This is a genomic window from Bacillus sp. TH13 (assembly GCF_016651175.1).
Lineage (GTDB): Bacteria > Bacillota > Bacilli > Bacillales > Bacillaceae_G > Bacillus_A > Bacillus_A thuringiensis_S.
The window spans coordinates 1,022,398-1,039,073 of the sequence record NZ_JAEKEJ010000025.1; the positions used below are offsets into that span (position 1 = coordinate 1,022,398).

Genomic DNA, 16,676 nt, shown 5'->3' on the forward strand with positions numbered 1-16,676 from the left:
CCTTTCTTTCCGTAAGCTAATTTCAATAGAAACAGTTGTATACAGTTTGTACATGTGTATGAGCTAAGAAAGAAAGATATTCGTGTGAAGAAAAAAGAAAGCACTTCGCATATGTGCGAAGTGCTTTTAACGGATTCCAAAGAAGTTTTTTACCTTTGCAAATACCGATACCTTTTCTTGTTCAAATGCTTGTAATGGTACATTCTCACCCAACAAGCGTCTTGCAATATTACGATAAGCCAACGCTGCTTTTCCGCTTGGTTGCAACGCCACAGGTTCACCTGTATTTGTAGCTCGAATAACTTCATCGTCATCTTCGACAACACCAAGAAGCTCGATTGACAATGTACGTACAATTTCATCAACATCTAACATATCCTGTTCATGAAGCATATGACTACGTACACGGTTAATAACAAGTTTTGGTGGTTCAATATCCTCTTTTTCTAAAAGCCCAATAATACGATCCGCATCGCGCATTGAGGATACTTCTGGCGTCGTAACAACGATTGCTTTATCCGCACCAGCTACCGCATTTTTAAATCCCTGCTCAATCCCCGCAGGACAATCAATTAATATGTAATCATAATCTTGACGTAATACTTGTATTAATTCATCCATTTGTTCAGGTGTTACCGCTGATTTATCACTCGTTTGTGCTGCAGGTAATAAATAAAGATCATCAAAACGTTTATCTTTAATAAGAGCCTGAGGTAAACGGCAACGCCCTTTAACGACATCAACAAGATCAAATACAATACGATTTTCCAGCCCCATTACTACGTCTAAATTTCGAAGACCGATATCTGTGTCAATTAAGCACACTTTCTTTCCAGATAACGCTAGGGCCGTACCAATGTTCGCAGACGTTGTAGTTTTACCTACTCCGCCTTTTCCAGATGTAATTACTATTGCCTCTCCCACAGCTATACAATTCCCCTTTCTAACTTTGTTAAATTAGGTCTAAGATGAGTGAGAAGTTGCAGGCGATCGACAACAATGTGATTGTTCTCATTAATATACGCACATTCTGCCGCCTCCGCTCCGTCTTCTTTCTCTTCCGGAGCCCGCATTGCCACATCACTAATTCGAAGTTGCATCGGGTTCATAACAGATGCAGCGATTACAGCATCCGAATCCCCATAATACCCAGCATGTGCAATTCCTCTTAATGATCCTACAACAAAAATATTCCCCCCAGCGATAACCGTTCCGCCTGGATTAACATCTCCAATTAACAACAAATTTCCTTTTACATGTAAAACTTGTCCAGAGCGAACAATTTTGGAAATAGGGACAATTTCTGTTTCTTCTTTCCAAGCTATTGCTTCTGCTTTAGTGATAACATCACTTTCAATTGAATCCACAACAAGATTCTTTTTATTACGAATTAACGTACGAATCTCTTCTTGTTGGACTTCTGTTAAATAACGATTTCCTACTTTCACATGCACTTCAATTAAAGAGCGTCCATCACCATCGTAGTAATGTGTAGAAAGTTTTTCGTCTAATTCTATCAACAATTCAGAGAATGAACAACAATCATCTAAATGAAGCGTTATCCCATCTTTTGTCCCTTTTATCGTTACATTTTGTTGCTTTTTTTCTTCCACTAAAGTTCACCCCACCGATTCAATTCGACATAAAATTAGAAAATCCTTTTTTCTTTTTCTTCCATCGCTTTTGAAAGACGCAATATATATCGTCTCAGTGGGAAACAAACTATCAACAAGAAAATAGCATTTAACAATAAAGTAGCAAGGAGACGATCTGTGAAAAAGACATACGCTGGCATATGAGTACGTCCCAACAAAGTTAAAAATCCATACACATAATACTCTAGTGCTACAACGCTAGCTAATATGATGGAAACAACAATAAATAAATTCAATTGCAGTACTTTCATCACACTATAAACTAAATAAGCTAAAATCGGATAAGCAAAAATATATATACCGACAAGTTCTGTGTATACGGTATCAAATAAGAAACCAAATAATAGTCCGTAATAAATCCCCTGGACCGGACTATAATACACTGTAATAAAACATAAGACGATTATAAAGAAATGCGGTGCTGCTATACTCTCTTTCCAAAACACATTTGTTGGAACAATGGTAGCAAACATATTTTCAAATAGAAACACAAAAAGGAGCAAAAGAGGAAGAGCTGCTCTTTTTAAAATCTTCATCATCTCTTCTCCCCCTCCTATTCTAATGGCGCTGAAGGCTTTTTACGTTTAGCAACCATAATATGCTCTACGTCATTTAAATCAGCGGCAGGTTTTACATAAGCTGTTTTTGTTAAGCCGTATGCATCTGGTTGTACATCAACGATTTTCCCAATTACAAGACCTTTCGGGAAAATATCACCTAGTCCAGATGTTACAACCATTTGATCTTTTTCTACTTTTGCATCAGAACCAATCTTTGTGAAAAGAAGTAAGTGTTTTTCTTTGTCGTAACCTTCAATTAAACCAAAGATATTTTCTTGCCCTTGTACAATAGCAGATACACGATTTGTTCGGCTCATAGAGCTTAATAACTCTACTGATGATGTAAACTGAGATACACTTTTCACACGTCCAACTAAACCTTGTGAAGTCATAACAGCCATATCTTTTTTAATTCCTTGCTGTGCCCCTTTATCAATTCCAATTAAATCGTACCATTTATCTGAACTACGAGAAACAACAGTAGCTGGAATCTCAGTATAATCGCTCAGCAACTCTTTTTTTCCAGTTAACTCTTGTAACTTCTTGTTATCATCTTCTAATTGTTTTACTTTACCTGATAGACCTGCATAATTATCTAATTTTGCTTTTAATTCTTTATTCTCTTCATACGTGCGCTTTACATCCTCTACATTTTCGAAGAATCCAGCTACGTATTTCGCTGGCTTTTGGAATACACGTTCTACAACACCGACAGTATCTTTAACAAACTGCTCTGGCCATGTTAAACTGTTCCGTTCTTTCAATGAGATTCCAATCAATGCCACGAGAAGAATAATACTAACTAACAAAACAATTAATCTTTTGTTTAAGAAAAACTGTGGCACGTTCACACCCTCTTAATTTCACTGATTTTTATTTTGCAATATTATCGAGCAGCAGTTTTGAAAAGATCGATATTGTCTAATGCTTTACCTGTTCCAATTGCTACGCAATCTAATGGGTCTTCTGCAACAAGAACTGGCATTTTTGTTTCTTCACTAATTACTTTATCTAAATTACGTAGTAATGCCCCGCCACCTGTTAATACAATACCGCGGTCCATAATATCAGCCGCTAATTCAGGTGGAGTTTTTTCTAGCGTATTTTTAACTGATTCTACAATCGCATCTACTGTATCTTTTAATGCATCTGCAATTTCTTCTGGCTGAATTAGTACTGTTTTTGGTAAACCACTTACTAAATCACGACCGCGAATTTCCATAGGCTCGATACCTTCTGGCTCGCCTGCAGAACCGATTTCTAATTTTAATGCTTCAGCTGTTCTTTCACCGATCATTAAGTTATAGCTTTTCTTAATGTACTGAATGATTGAATCGTCCATATCATCACCAGCAACACGAACTGACTGACTTGTTACAATACCTCCTAAAGAAATAATTGCAACTTCTGTTGTACCACCACCGATATCAACTACCATACTACCAGTTGGTTCCCAAACAGGTAAGTTTGCACCAATTGCTGCTGCAAATGGCTCTTCGATAGGATAAGCATCACGAGCACCCGCTTGACGAGTCGCATCGATTACTGCACGTCTTTCTACAGCTGTAATACCAGATGGTACACATACCATTACATACGGCTTACGTGAGAAGAAACCGTTTGATTTTTGAGCTTGTTGAATGTAATATTTCATCATTGTTGCAGTTGTTTCATAATCAGCAATTACACCGTCTTTCATCGGGCGAAGTGCCACAACGTTCCCTGGTGTACGACCAATCATTTGTTTTGCGTCGCTACCTACAGCAACGATTTGTTTCGTATCAGTTTGTAACGCAACTACTGAAGGCTCACGTAAAACTACACCTTTTCCTTTTACATATACAAGCGTGTTCGCAGTTCCTAAGTCTATTCCAAGATCGCGAGTAAATCCACCAAATCCAAACATATTATTTATCTTCCTTTCTTGTTTTCACGGACTCATTTTTTCTTACTTTATATTATAAAAACAGTACGTTTTTTATATCTTTATCCTTTTTGTAGATAAATTTCTACAAAAAACTCATAAATCACATTATAAAACAAAATAAGTAAAAAGCATAGTCTTAAATATGACCTTTTTCCTTTAAACTCACGAATTTATGGTCACCTATTATAATATGATCTAGCACTTCAATTCCGATAATCTGGCCGCATTCTACTAAACGTTTTGTTACTTCAATATCTTCACGGCTCGGCGTGGGATCTCCTGAGGGATGGTTATGAAGACATATAATAGAGGCTGCTGCACGACGGAAGGCTTCTTTAAAAACTTCCCTGGGGTGTACAATTGACGTGTTTAAACTTCCAATAAAAATCGTTTGCCTATGTAGAACTTGATTTTTTGTATTTAAATATAAACAAACAAAATGCTCTTGTTGTAAAAAACGCATTTCTTCCATCATGTATTTCGCACAATCTTCTGGACTTCGAATACTATATCTATTTTGATATTCTAAACGCACCATTCTTCTGCCTAGTTCAAAGGCTGCCATAAGTTGCGATGCCTTTGAAATCCCAATACCATGTATACTAATTAGCTCTTCTAATGTTGCGTCTTTCAACATACGTAAGCCATCAAATTGGTGTAAAATTTTATCTGATAACTTTAACACTGTTTCTTCTTTAGAACCTGTTCTGAGTAATACTGCGAGAAGCTCTCGATTTGATAAACTTCCGGCACCTTCTAACAATAAACGCTCCCGTGGCTGTTCTTCTCTTACAACATCACGAATACCGTTCATCTCTCCACTCCTTTATTTGTTCTCTCAAAGAAAACCCCATGCAATTTTACGCATGGGTTACATCAATATCATATTGTTTTAATTCCCTAACGAGACGTGCAATTGGTAAGCCAACTACACTATAGTAGTCCCCTTGAATATTTTGAACGAAAATAGATCCTTTACCTTGAATCCCATAACTACCGGCTTTATCAAGAGGTTCTTTCGACGCGACGTATGTATCAATTTCCTCTTCTGTTAGCTCCCAAAACGTAACTTCTGTACGCTCATAAAAAGTAACCGTTTTTTCTTTTGATATAATCGCAACACCTGTATACACTTCATGTGTTTTCCCTGATAATAATTGTAACATCTCTTTCGCCTCATCCTCATTAGAAGGCTTACCAAGAATACGCGACTCATATGTAACAATTGTATCTGCACCTAACACAATGTAATCACTATTATTTTCTGCCACCGCTGATGCTTTTTGCAAGGCGAGCGACATTACAATATCAGAAGGCGATGAATATGCACCAATTGTTTCCTCTACTTCACTTACAATGATTTCAAATGGTATGCTAGCTAACTCAAGCAATTCCTTCCTCCGAGGTGATCCTGAAGCTAAAATTATTTTTTTCATATTTTCTCCTTCCTTTCTCACATGAAGCAGAACAATTTATATCAATCGTATCAAAGGAGTAGTTTGTCCACAAATGAAAGAAATATTAATTTCTCTAACTAAAATAACAATTCTTTATTGCATACGATTATATTCCTGTCATAGAGAAAGCACTTTGCTCTAAATTCAAAAGAAAAGAAAGAAGTACATGTACTTCTTTCTTACTCATTTTATTATCCTATCATTTCACTTTCTACGAAACAATTTTTTCATACGAGAGTAAGCCATCAATAATAACTTGATTTAATTTCGCCAAAGATTCCTTATCCATTTTCCCATCTTTTACTGTTTGTACAGCTATCGACGTATACATATACAGTTTCTTTGCTTCTTCTCGCTTCATACTTTTCCCCTCTTTTTCAATCGCTTTCCATTCTTTTTTAATTGCTTCTATATCTTTTGCGCTGCTTTTTCCACCAACTTGTACACTAGAAGCATATTTTGCTAAATGAGTGTATAATGGCTGCACTTTTGTTAAAAATGTTCCTACTTCTTTATCATCTTTCAGCAACGCTTTATCTGTTATATCCCAGTTCTTTTTTAAAACGGAGACACCATCATTTTTATACTGAGTCATTAATTGATTTATAGCCTGTTCATCGCTAGCAATACCAACAACTATTGCATACTTATCCCCGCTCGGTCTCAAAGCTCCAATGCCCCCATTGCCTTTCCATTCTTCAAGAGCTGCTCGTCCCTTTTCTTCAGAAGAATAAAGCCCCCCTTGAACAAAAAATAATTTCATCGGATCCAATGACGCTCCTGCCTGTGCTTTTTGTTTTTCTTCTTTTGGTTCTGATGTTTGTCCTGCCGTTCCACCCACCTTTGATTCTCCATTCCCAGTCGGCTGGGAAGCTGTTACTTCACTTCCTCCTGTCGTTCCTTGTCCGGTGAGTAAATGAAGCATCCCCATTCCAAACGCCGTACCGATAATAATTGCGGTTGCAACGATTGCAATTAATGTATTACTCCACTTCTTTCGGTATTTTTCCACAGACATCGATTTCGCTTTTTGAAACGGAACAACATTTCTCGGTCGTTCACCCTCTACTACCATCCATTCAAATTCATCTTTCTTCTTTTCCTCATACTTCGCTTCTGTTCCATTCACTTTCACTGAGATCGTTCGTGATTGCTTGTCCATACACTCACACCTCACCTCTTATCGTTGTCCGCATCATATCATATTCCTTTCACAAAAAAACGAGATATTTGTCAGAGAAATTCGCCAAATAACCCTATATATTTATCTTATATGTATGCTTTTGACTTCATTTGTAGAACAAAAAACTAGATAGCAAAGACTATCTAGTTTTTCTCGCGAATATATTTTCGAACTTCAGAAATGAAATAAAGAGAACCTGTTATGATGAAAACATCATTTTCTCCTATCATTTCAACTTTTGTATCAATTGCATCTTTCCAATTTTCAAAAACTAATTTTGATTCTTTTTGTGAATATGATGCAAGTTTATCAGCAGAGATAGCACGATCAAAGGCGAATGTTGTAAAAATAATTTCATCTGCAATGGTTTCTAATTGGCCTACCATGTTATGCAATTGTTTATCACCAAGGGCAGTAAATAAAACTATTACATTTTTATCTTTGTAATGCGCTTCTACTGTTTTCACAAGGCTTTCAATACCTTCTGGATTATGGGCACCATCTATAATAATATCCGGGTTACTTTGCAGCTTTTCAAAGCGCCCAATCCAATACGCTTCCCGTAATCCCGTTCTTATTTCCTCTTCCTCAATTAAAAATGATAGATATGTTTTTACATACATGACTGCCATAAGTGCTAGCGCTGCATTTCCTACTTGATGAATGCCTTTCATTGAGATTTGCAAATCTTCAAATGCGGCAAAAGGACAAGTAAAATCAAACTGTTCCCCATCTTCTTTAGACTGCTTATGTAACGCTGTAAAATGCTTGCCAAGTTCGTATAGGTTTGCATGGTTTTCCTTTGCAACATTTTGAATGACTTCCAAAGCTTCTTCGTCCTGCACACCAGTAATTACCGGCACGCCAGACTTAATAATCCCCGCCTTTTCATATGCAATTTCTCCTAGTGTATTCCCTAAAATATGCATATGATCGTGACCGATATTTGTAATAATCGTGAGAACAGGGTGTATAACATTAGTAGAATCAAAACGTCCACCAAGCCCTGTTTCAAATAAAACAACATCACAGAAATTGACTTTACCGAAATAACAAATTGCCATAACAGTAATAATTTCAAACTCCGTCGCTTCCCCTAAATCCGTCTCATCTAGTTTTTCCACGACTGGTTTTACCATCTTTACAAGTTCAGTAATCTCTTCATCTGCAATTGGTGTCCCATTCACACTAATGCGTTCATTAAATGTTTCGATATAAGGAGAGGTGAACGTTCCTACCTTATATTTCGCGCCTTCTAACATGTAGCGCATATATGTTAACGTTGAACCTTTTCCATTTGTACCAGCAAGATGAACACATTTTATATGACGCTCTGGATTTCCGAGTTCTTCTAGCATCCATCTCATTCTTTCTAATCCTGGCTTAATTCCAAATTTCAATCGGCTATGAATCCATCCTATCGCTTCTTCGTATGTATGTATCACGTATGCTTTTCCCCTTTCAAAAGACAACTTTCATAGTTCTATTATACGCAAAGAAAAGAGACTCACCAATATAGTGAGTCTCTAAAAACATTTTTACTTTTCAAGATCTACTAGACGTTGACGAACTGCTTCGCGTTTTTCTAGGTAATCTTGCTCTTTCGCACGCTCTCCTTCAATAACTGCCGCAGGAGCTTTCGCTACGAAACCTTGGTTAGAAAGTTTCTTCTGTACACGTTCTACTTCTTTATCGAACTTCTCAAGTTCTTTCTCAAGACGAGCTCTCTCTTCATCAAGATTGATAAGATCAGCTAATGGTAAGAATAACTCTGCACCTGATACGATTGCAGTCATTGCTTTTTCTGGCGCTTGTAAATCTGTTTGAATTGTTAATTCGCTTGGATTACAGAAACGCTCAATGTAAGAGCTGTTTTTCGTAAGTTGAGCAAGTACAGCCTCATCTTTTGCTTTAATTTGCATTTGAACTTTTTTGCTCATTGGCGTATTTACTTCTGCACGGATGTTACGAACAGAGCGAATGATATCAACTAGAAGGTGCATTTCTGCCGCAGCTTCCGTATCTTGTAAATCTTCGCGAACTGTTGGCCACGCAGCTACTGTAATAGATTCGCCTTCGTGTGGTAAATGTTGCCAAATTTTTTCTGTTACGAATGGCATAAATGGGTGTAATAGACGCATTGTTTGGTCTAATACGTAAGCTAAAATAGAACGAGTTGTTTTCTTAGCTGCTTCATCTTCACCGTATAGTGGGAGCTTCGCCATTTCAATGTACCAGTCACAGAAATCGTCCCAAATGAAGTTGTATAATGAACGTCCAGCTTCACCGAACTCATATTTATCCATGTTACGTGTTACACTTTCGATTGTTTCGTTTAAGCGAGTTAAGATCCACTTATCTGCAACTGATTTTTCACCAGTTAAATCGATTTCTTCATACTTCATATCATCCATGTTCATTAATACGAAGCGTGATGCATTCCAAATTTTATTAATGAAGTTCCAAGTAGATTCTACTTTCTCCATGCTGAAGCGTAAATCTTGACCTGGTGCACTTCCTGTTGATAAGAAATAGCGCATTGCATCTGCACCGTACTTCTCGATAACATCCATTGGGTCAATACCGTTACCAAGAGATTTACTCATCTTACGACCTTGCTCATCACGAACTAAACCGTGAATTAATACATCTTTAAATGGACGCTCGCCTGTAAACTCTAAACCTTGGAAAATCATACGAGATACCCAGAAGAAGATGATGTCATAACCAGTTACTAATGCATCTGTTGAATAGTAGCGCTTAAAGTCTGCTGAATCTTCATCCGGCCAACCAAGTGTTGAGAACGGCCATAGCGCTGAACTGAACCATGTATCAAGTACGTCATTATCTTGATTCCAGTTTTCAATATCTGCTGGTGCTTCTGTACCTACGTATACTTCACCAGTTTCTTTATGATACCAAGCTGGAATACGGTGTCCCCACCATAATTGACGAGAAATACACCAGTCATGAATGTTTTCCATCCAGCGTAAGTATGTGTTTTCAAAACGCTCTGGTACGAACGTTACTTTTTCTTCTTCTTTTTGTTGAAGTGCTACTGCTTTTTCTGCAAGTGGAGCCATTTTTACGAACCATTGTGTTGATAAGTAAGGCTCAACTACTGCACCGCTACGCTCACTATGACCTACTGAATGCATATGAGGCTCGATTTCTACTAATACGCCAGCCTCTTGTAAGTCTTTCACTAATGCTTTACGGCATTCGAAACGATCCATACCGTTATACTTACCAGCTTTTTCGTTCATCGATCCATCTTCATTCATTACTAAGATGCGTGGTAAGTCATGACGGTTACCTACTTCAAAATCATTCGGGTCATGAGCTGGTGTAATTTTTACAACACCTGTTCCGAAGTCTTTTTCTACGTACTCATCAGCAATAATCGGAATCTCACGGCCTACGATTGGAAGTGTAACTGTTTTTCCGATTAAATGTTTGTAACGATCATCTTCCGGATGAACTGCTACTGCTGTATCACCAAGCATCGTTTCTGGACGAGTTGTAGCAAGACGAATGTGACCTGAACCGTCTGTTAACGGATAGTTCATATGGTAGAATGCACCTTGAACTTCTTTATGAATTACTTCAATATCAGAAAGAGCTGTGCGTGTTGCTGGATCCCAGTTGATAATATATTCACCGCGGTAAATTAAGCCTTTTTCGTATAATTGAACGAATACTTTATTAACCGCATCAGATAAACCTTCGTCTAATGTGAAACGTTCGCGAGAATAGTCTAGTCCTAAACCAACTTTCCCCCATTGTTGACGAATGTGAGAAGCGTATTCTTCTTTCCATTCCCAAGCTTTTTCAAGGAATTTCTCACGGCCAAGATCGTAACGTGAAATACCTTCTTCACGAAGTTTTCCTTCTACTTTCGCTTGTGTTGCGATACCAGCATGGTCCATTCCTGGAAGCCATAACACATCGTAACCTTGCATACGCTTCGTACGAGTTAAAATATCTTGAAGAGTTGTATCCCAAGCATGACCTAAGTGTAACTTACCAGTTACGTTCGGAGGTGGAATTACAATTGTATACGGTTGTTTCTTCTCGTCTCCTGTTGCTTCAAAATATTTGCCTTCTAGCCACCACTGATAAAGGCCTTCTTCAACGGACATATGATCATATTTAGTTGGTAAATTCTTTTCCGTGTTTGACATTATTTTCCCTCCTTAAAATAAAAAATGTCCCTCATCCAAAAAAGGACGAGGGACATCGCGGTACCACCTTTATTTACAAACAAATTCATAATTTGCTTATACTCTTAATTTGATAACGGACAAATCCGTCTTTTCCTAATGAGAACTATTCCGTTCAGAAAAGATGCTCCAGGGCTACCTTCTAACATAACTATCTAGAGAATCTCCCAGCTAATGATTCTCCTCTCTGAAGACGTTTCATGTTATACTCTTCCCCTTCAAGGCATTTATATGATTGTTAATTATTATATACAATAGTGTAAAAAACGAAACCTTATTCGTCAAGATAAATTTAAGTCTATGAATTTTCGGGCGCACAAAAAAAGATAAGTAGCATTCTCTACTTATCTTCTTTATCTCGCTATTTGCGGGCAGTAAGATCCCTATATCAAAATTCAGCTGAAGCAAAGAAGTTAGGCGGGAGCCCCGCTGATTAAAGTTTTACTTTACCCGTTCCCTTGCTGGGCAGCTTGTAATTGTGATAGGAAATATTCTATATTGCTAACGAGCCAATGCGATTGTTGCAAACTCTTTACTTCCCGCAATTCATTTTCCTCGTTGCGATTATCTTTTCTTTTTCTATACGAACCGATTTGTCGAATAAATTGTGATGGGTACGTCATATAAGCAAACATGAGAAGTTGCTCTTCTTTCGTAAACGGAAAATTTTTTTGATACATTTGAAACCATTCAAACCGATCACTTCTTGCGATTGGATATGTGTTTAAAGACCGTGAATAAAAACCTACTATATCTTGCACAGGCGTTGCAAACTTCGATTTTTCCAAACTAATAAAATAGCCATTCCGCTCATAGTCAAATAAAAAATGATTAAGTGACACGTTACCATGCACAAAAGTAATACGCGTTTTATCTTTTTCTTTCATCGCATCGTTCCACTCATTTAATTGCTTCGTTGCAAATTCACGCGCTCTCATTACATGATGATAGTACGTACAATATTGCAATTCAAGCGGGGACATATACCATTTTGATTCAGATTCTACGAGAAACTCTTCTAACATCTCACCATCATTTTCCCAGCGATTGGATATAGTTGTATAATGTTTTTCTAAATCTTCTTCCGTATACGTTTCTTCCTTCACAGTTTTTTGATGCAACGTTCCGAGTGTCTGAAACATTTTATGGTATTGATCATTGTCCTCACCATTTCCTTCTGCACGTTCTAACCAAGGCATTAAATAATAATTATACGTCCCGTCACTTAAAATATAATTTCCATCCGTCGCATGGTATATAGGTACATAATTTGAAAAACCTTTCTCCTTCAAATATTGAATATGATGCAGAAAGTTATTCCGCTCTAACTTTCTGCCTTCTATTTTCTTAAGTGCATATGGACCTTGATTCGTATAAATTTTCATTACACTTCCGTGCTCTTCCATATGCTGCGTATCCAATCTATATTGCCTCACGATAGGTTCATAGTGATTTCGCAATTCAATATCCATACGAATAACCCTTTCTATTCAAAACATAGCTTCTAAGAAAAGAAGTGAGTGAAAACACTCACTTCTTTATTTCGCCTTTACTCTTGAAACGGGAATATAAATAATTTGCCCCGTATTTAAAAATATATCTTCTGTTTGATTGACACGGTACAAATTTTGTACCGATGTTTCATAACGGTCTGCAATAGATTCAATTGTATCCCCTTCTTGCACGAAATACATTCTTAACTTTGTAAATTCCTCTTCCGGTTCTTTCGTAAATAGTTTTGTTAAATAAAGCGCATTTTCATCTCGCTGTGAGTACTCTTCTTCTTGTTCTTCCTGCTTTTTCGCTTTTTCTTTCTTGAAATCTTTTCGTCCGAACAATTCAAATTGCGGCGTTGTTTCTTGCTCCTCTTCACGCTCCACAAATTCATGTTCTTCTATTTTCTCTTCTTCTAATTCCTGCTCTTTTCTTTCCTCTAATTGGAACGGTTCAAATGCGTAATCTTCCCACTCATCTGATTCCTTGTATGTTGGTTCTTCTACATGCGGCGCCGGTCTATTCTCATCCTCTTGCGCTGAATCTTCTTCTAACTCAGCATACACCGTTTCTTCTTCATCCTCGCTTCTCTCTTCATCACATAAACCAGTAATAGATATATCCGCTAATAATTGTAAGCAACCATTTTCCTTTAATTCATAATCAAATTCCTCAATTGATACATATAGTTCTTCAATTACTTTCACTCGATTTCTCGGAATTGATATTTCAAGCGGAAAGGAATGAACAAGTTCATTAACCCCATCTTCCCTTGTTTCTACATAATCAATTGACTTTGCTGGCGATAGTTCTCTTAGTGAATACGCCGAATCATCTTGCCTTGCAACATACTCTCCCGTTAAATCTAATTGCCCTCTCACGATTACTTCATGATCAAGCTCTTCTATCTCAACGTCTGGATCTAACGAAATTGACAAAAGTTCATCGACTTCCTGTCCCTTTTGGAACCAAACAGATTCTTTTAATGAAAATCGTAACGAATGATCTGCAGCCACTTCTTTTCCCCCTCCCAAACTATATGTCATTACAGATTTATGTAGGGAAAGCTTACTTTATGAATAAAAAAAATCGCTCCCCTTATGGAGAGCGATTTTTCTCTAATACATTATTTTAATTTTGACATTGCAATTTCAGCCGCTGCAATTGTCGCCTCAATATCTGCGTCACTATGTGCTGTCGATAAGAATAAACCTTCGAATTGAGATGGTGGCAAGAATACACCTTGTTCTACCATTTCACGATAGTAAGCCGCAAAGAATTCTAAGTTTGAAGATTTTGCTGCATCGTAATTAATAACGGGCTCATCTGTAAAGAAAATACCAATCATAGAACCTGCACGATTAATATGATGTGGAATGCCATGTTTTTCAGCTGCTTTACGTAATCCAGCTTCTAACATTTCAGCTTTACGCTCAAATTCTACATATGATTCTGGCGTTAACTGTACTAACGTTTCATAACCTGCTGCCATTGCAAGTGGGTTACCTGATAAAGTACCAGCTTGATAAATCGGTCCGCTTGGCGCAATTTGGCGCATAATTTCTGCTTTACCACCGTACGCTCCTACTGGTAAGCCACCACCGATTACTTTACCTAAACAAGTTAAATCAGGTGTTACACCGTAGTAACCTTGTCCACAGTTATAAGCAACACGGAATCCTGTCATTACTTCATCAAAAATAAGCAGTGCACCGTTTTGTTCTGTTACTTCACGAAGTCCCTCTAAAAATCCTGGTTGCGGAGGAACAACACCCATATTCCCTGCCACTGGTTCTACAATTACACAAGCAATATCATCACCGAATTGTTCAAAAGCGTATTTCACACTTTCTAAATCATTATAAGCTACTGTAATCGTATTTTTCGCTACACCTTCTGGTACGCCAGGGCTATCTGGTAAACCTAGAGTCGCCACACCAGAACCAGCTTTAATTAATAACGAATCACCATGACCGTGGTAACAACCGATGAATTTCAAGATTTTATTACGGCCTGTATAACCACGAGCTAAACGTAGTGCACTCATTGTCGCTTCTGTTCCAGAGTTGACCATGCGGACAATTTCAATCGATGGTACACGCTCAATAACAAGTTTCGCTAATTTATTTTCGATTTCTGTCGGTGCACCGAAGCTTGTACCTCTTTCAGCAACAGATTTTAACGCTTCAACAACACGATCATTTGCATGACCATGAATTAAAGGCCCCCATGATAATACGTAGTCGATGTATTCATTTCCATCAATATCATATACTTTAGAGCCTTTACCACGCTCCATAAACAACGGATTCATCCCAACAGACTTAAAGGCACGAACTGGGCTATTTACGCCACCAGGCATTAAGTCTTGCGCCTCTTCAAACGCTGCAATTGACTTATCAAACTTTTTCATTATTTAGCTCCTCCTTCTTGCAACCATTTTGCTGCATCTTTCGCATGATACGTAATAATTAAGTCTGCTCCTGCACGTTTCATGCTAATTAATTTTTCAAGCACAACTTCTTTTTCATTAATCCAACCATTTTGCGCTGCCGCTTTAATCATTGAATATTCACCACTTACGTTGTAAGCAACGATTGGTAAATTAAAGTTATTTTTCACATCACGAATGATATCTAAGTAAGAAAGAGCTGGCTTTACAATTAAGAAATCAGCCCCTTCCATTACATCTGATTCCGCTTCACGGAATGCTTCCATACGGTTCGCTGGGTCCATTTGATATGTTTTACGGTCACCAAATTGCGGCGCACCGTGCGCAGCATCACGGAATGGCCCATAAAATGCTGATGAATATTTCACAGCGTACGACATAACTGGCACGTGTCCAAAACCATTTTCATCTAATGCATGGCGAATTGCTGTTACGAAGCCGTCCATCATGTTTGATGGCGCAATAATGTCCGCTCCTGCCTTCGCTTGACTTACAGCTGTTTTCGCAAGAACTGCAAGAGACTCGTCATTTAAAATAATACCATCTTCAATTACACCGCAATGACCATGACTTGTAAATTGACATAAACATGTATCCGCAACTACTACTAGCTCGGGGAAATCGCCTTTAATTTGTTGAATAGCACGTTGTACAATTCCATGATCACAATATGCTGATGATCCAACTTCATCCTTTTCAGCAGGTAAACCAAATACAATAACAGAACGAATACCTAAATCAACAACTTCTTGCATTTCAGTTTGCAATAAATCTAAAGACATTTGATATACGCCTGGCATAGAAGGAACTTCATTACGAACATTTTCACCTTCTAATACAAAAATAGGGTAAATAAAATCTTCCGTATGTAAAAACGTTTCACGCACAAGTGCACGCATACTACCGCTTTGTCTTAAACGACGATGACGATTAAATTGTAAAGAGTTCATAGATTTCTATCCCCATTCTTTCATTTTATAGATTCACAAACACATTGTAGTAATGCTTCTACAGTGTACTCTTTCGGCACAATAACAGACGGAAAATAACGACTTGCCTCTTTTTCCGTAATAGGTCCTATACAAGCAATTGTACATTTTTTTGTCCATTCTCTCCAGTTTGTACCCTCAAGTAAACGAACAAAACTAGTAACAGTTGAAGGGCTCGTAAATGTAATAATGTCTATTTTCCCTAACTTCAACGCTGCTATAAGCTCTTGCTTTTTTTCTACATTCACTTTCGTACCATATACGATTAACTCATCTAGAGAAACACCAATTTCCCGAAGTTTAACTGGTATTACATCTCTTGCTAAATTCCCTTTCGGAAATAAAATATGTTCGTTTCCACTTAATTCTTTTAGAAACTCTTCTGCAAATGCTTCTGCAACAAATGAAGTTGGAACAAAATGAACTTGATAGCCCCTTTTTTCTAACTCTAATTTTGTTTTCACACCTACCGCAGCGATTTTAATGGTTAGCGGTAGTTTCTTGTTCAAACTATCTAGAAAAAAAGCTACACCATTTCTGCTCGTAAAAATAACCCAGTCATACGAATGTAGCTGCCCTTCAATATGTTGAATTTGCATATGAGACATACCTTCCATATGCAAAAGCGGAATTTCCAATGGAATTCCGCTCTTTTCTTTCACTGCTACACTCATTTGTTTCGCTTGATGCTGGGCACGTGTAATCAATACCGTTTTTCCAGCGAGAGCGTTCATAT

At 37.6% G+C, this 16,676-nt stretch carries 15 protein-coding genes and 1 other annotated feature; all 15 genes read right to left on the bottom strand.

Annotation, left to right across the window (positions count from 1 at the left end):
* Window positions 1–126: 126 nt before the first annotated feature.
* Window positions 127–924 (bottom strand): septum site-determining protein MinD, encoded by a 798-nt coding sequence (minD, locus tag JFU02_RS13555; RefSeq protein ID WP_201071132.1) that lies wholly within the window; start codon window positions 922–924, stop codon window positions 127–129.
* A gap of 2 nt (window positions 925–926) precedes the next feature.
* Window positions 927–1,613 carry a septum site-determining protein MinC gene (minC, locus tag JFU02_RS13560; RefSeq protein WP_000391512.1) on the bottom strand — a complete coding sequence of 229 codons (687 nt, stop codon included), beginning with the start codon at window positions 1,611–1,613 and terminating at the stop codon, window positions 927–929.
* Window positions 1,614–1,648: 35 nt separating this feature from the next.
* Entirely contained in the window at window positions 1,649–2,194 is a 546-nt protein-coding gene (gene mreD, locus JFU02_RS13565) for a rod shape-determining protein MreD (RefSeq protein WP_000975762.1), read from the bottom strand.
* 14 nt (window positions 2,195–2,208) lie between these two features.
* On the bottom strand, window positions 2,209–3,060 hold the full coding sequence (mreC, locus tag JFU02_RS13570; protein WP_001135484.1) for a rod shape-determining protein MreC: 852 nt from the start codon (window positions 3,058–3,060) through the stop codon (window positions 2,209–2,211).
* 41 nt (window positions 3,061–3,101) lie between these two features.
* On the bottom strand, window positions 3,102–4,121 hold the full coding sequence (gene mreB, locus JFU02_RS13575; RefSeq protein ID WP_000466736.1) for a cell shape-determining protein MreB: 1,020 nt from the start codon (window positions 4,119–4,121) through the stop codon (window positions 3,102–3,104).
* A gap of 157 nt (window positions 4,122–4,278) precedes the next feature.
* Complete coding sequence (gene radC / locus JFU02_RS13580; protein WP_001013396.1) at window positions 4,279–4,956, bottom strand: RadC family protein; 678 nt, start codon at window positions 4,954–4,956, stop codon at window positions 4,279–4,281.
* Window positions 4,957–5,002: 46 nt separating this feature from the next.
* On the bottom strand, window positions 5,003–5,578 hold the full coding sequence (locus JFU02_RS13585) for a Maf family protein (protein ID WP_097889022.1): 576 nt from the start codon (window positions 5,576–5,578) through the stop codon (window positions 5,003–5,005).
* Between the two features lie 232 nt (window positions 5,579–5,810).
* Complete coding sequence (locus JFU02_RS13590; RefSeq protein ID WP_086407264.1) at window positions 5,811–6,761, bottom strand: stage II sporulation protein B; 951 nt, start codon at window positions 6,759–6,761, stop codon at window positions 5,811–5,813.
* Window positions 6,762–6,925: 164 nt separating this feature from the next.
* On the bottom strand, window positions 6,926–8,227 hold the full coding sequence (locus JFU02_RS13595) for a bifunctional folylpolyglutamate synthase/dihydrofolate synthase (RefSeq protein ID WP_000582075.1): 1,302 nt from the start codon (window positions 8,225–8,227) through the stop codon (window positions 6,926–6,928).
* A gap of 93 nt (window positions 8,228–8,320) precedes the next feature.
* On the bottom strand, window positions 8,321–10,966 hold the full coding sequence (locus JFU02_RS13600) for a valine--tRNA ligase (RefSeq protein ID WP_086407265.1): 2,646 nt from the start codon (window positions 10,964–10,966) through the stop codon (window positions 8,321–8,323).
* Window positions 10,967–11,004: 38 nt separating this feature from the next.
* Window positions 11,005–11,236, bottom strand: a binding site (T-box leader).
* Between the two features lie 215 nt (window positions 11,237–11,451).
* The gene (ysxE, locus tag JFU02_RS13605; RefSeq protein WP_000350661.1) at window positions 11,452–12,477 is read right to left on the bottom strand and encodes a spore coat protein YsxE; all 1,026 of its coding nucleotides are present in this window, start codon (window positions 12,475–12,477) and stop codon (window positions 11,452–11,454) included.
* Between the two features lie 66 nt (window positions 12,478–12,543).
* Complete coding sequence (gene spoVID / locus JFU02_RS13610; protein ID WP_061666253.1) at window positions 12,544–13,515, bottom strand: stage VI sporulation protein D; 972 nt, start codon at window positions 13,513–13,515, stop codon at window positions 12,544–12,546.
* Window positions 13,516–13,625: 110 nt separating this feature from the next.
* Window positions 13,626–14,912, bottom strand: a complete 1,287-nt coding sequence (hemL, locus tag JFU02_RS13615) for a glutamate-1-semialdehyde 2,1-aminomutase (protein WP_000712938.1) — start codon at window positions 14,910–14,912, stop codon at window positions 13,626–13,628.
* Window positions 14,912–15,901, bottom strand: coding sequence for a porphobilinogen synthase (gene hemB / locus JFU02_RS13620; protein WP_001087081.1), 990 nt, complete (start codon window positions 15,899–15,901; stop codon window positions 14,912–14,914). Before hemB ends, hemL begins: the two co-directional genes overlap by 1 nt.
* Before the next feature lie 20 nt (window positions 15,902–15,921).
* Window positions 15,922–16,674 (bottom strand): uroporphyrinogen-III synthase, encoded by a 753-nt coding sequence (gene hemD, locus JFU02_RS13625; RefSeq protein ID WP_097960492.1) that lies wholly within the window; start codon window positions 16,672–16,674, stop codon window positions 15,922–15,924.
* Window positions 16,675–16,676 lie beyond the last annotated feature (2 nt).

Bases quoted from the DNA above. Each gene is read 5' to 3' on its own strand.
- ysxE (WP_000350661.1), bottom strand. From the start codon at position 12,477: ATGGATATTGAATTGCGAAATCACTATGAACCTATCGTGAGGCAATAT.
- mreB (WP_000466736.1), bottom strand. From the start codon at position 4,121: ATGTTTGGATTTGGTGGATTTACTCGCGATCTTGGAATAGACTTAGGA.
- hemD (WP_097960492.1), bottom strand. From the start codon at position 16,674: ATGAACGCTCTCGCTGGAAAAACGGTATTGATTACACGTGCCCAGCAT.
- JFU02_RS13585 (WP_097889022.1), bottom strand. From the start codon at position 5,578: ATGAAAAAAATAATTTTAGCTTCAGGATCACCTCGGAGGAAGGAATTG.
- hemB (WP_001087081.1), bottom strand. From the start codon at position 15,901: ATGAACTCTTTACAATTTAATCGTCATCGTCGTTTAAGACAAAGCGGT.
- radC (WP_001013396.1), bottom strand. From the start codon at position 4,956: ATGAACGGTATTCGTGATGTTGTAAGAGAAGAACAGCCACGGGAGCGT.
- JFU02_RS13600 (WP_086407265.1), bottom strand. From the start codon at position 10,966: ATGTCAAACACGGAAAAGAATTTACCAACTAAATATGATCATATGTCC.
- mreD (WP_000975762.1), bottom strand. From the start codon at position 2,194: ATGATGAAGATTTTAAAAAGAGCAGCTCTTCCTCTTTTGCTCCTTTTT.
- hemL (WP_000712938.1), bottom strand. From the start codon at position 14,912: ATGAAAAAGTTTGATAAGTCAATTGCAGCGTTTGAAGAGGCGCAAGAC.
- JFU02_RS13590 (WP_086407264.1), bottom strand. From the start codon at position 6,761: ATGGACAAGCAATCACGAACGATCTCAGTGAAAGTGAATGGAACAGAA.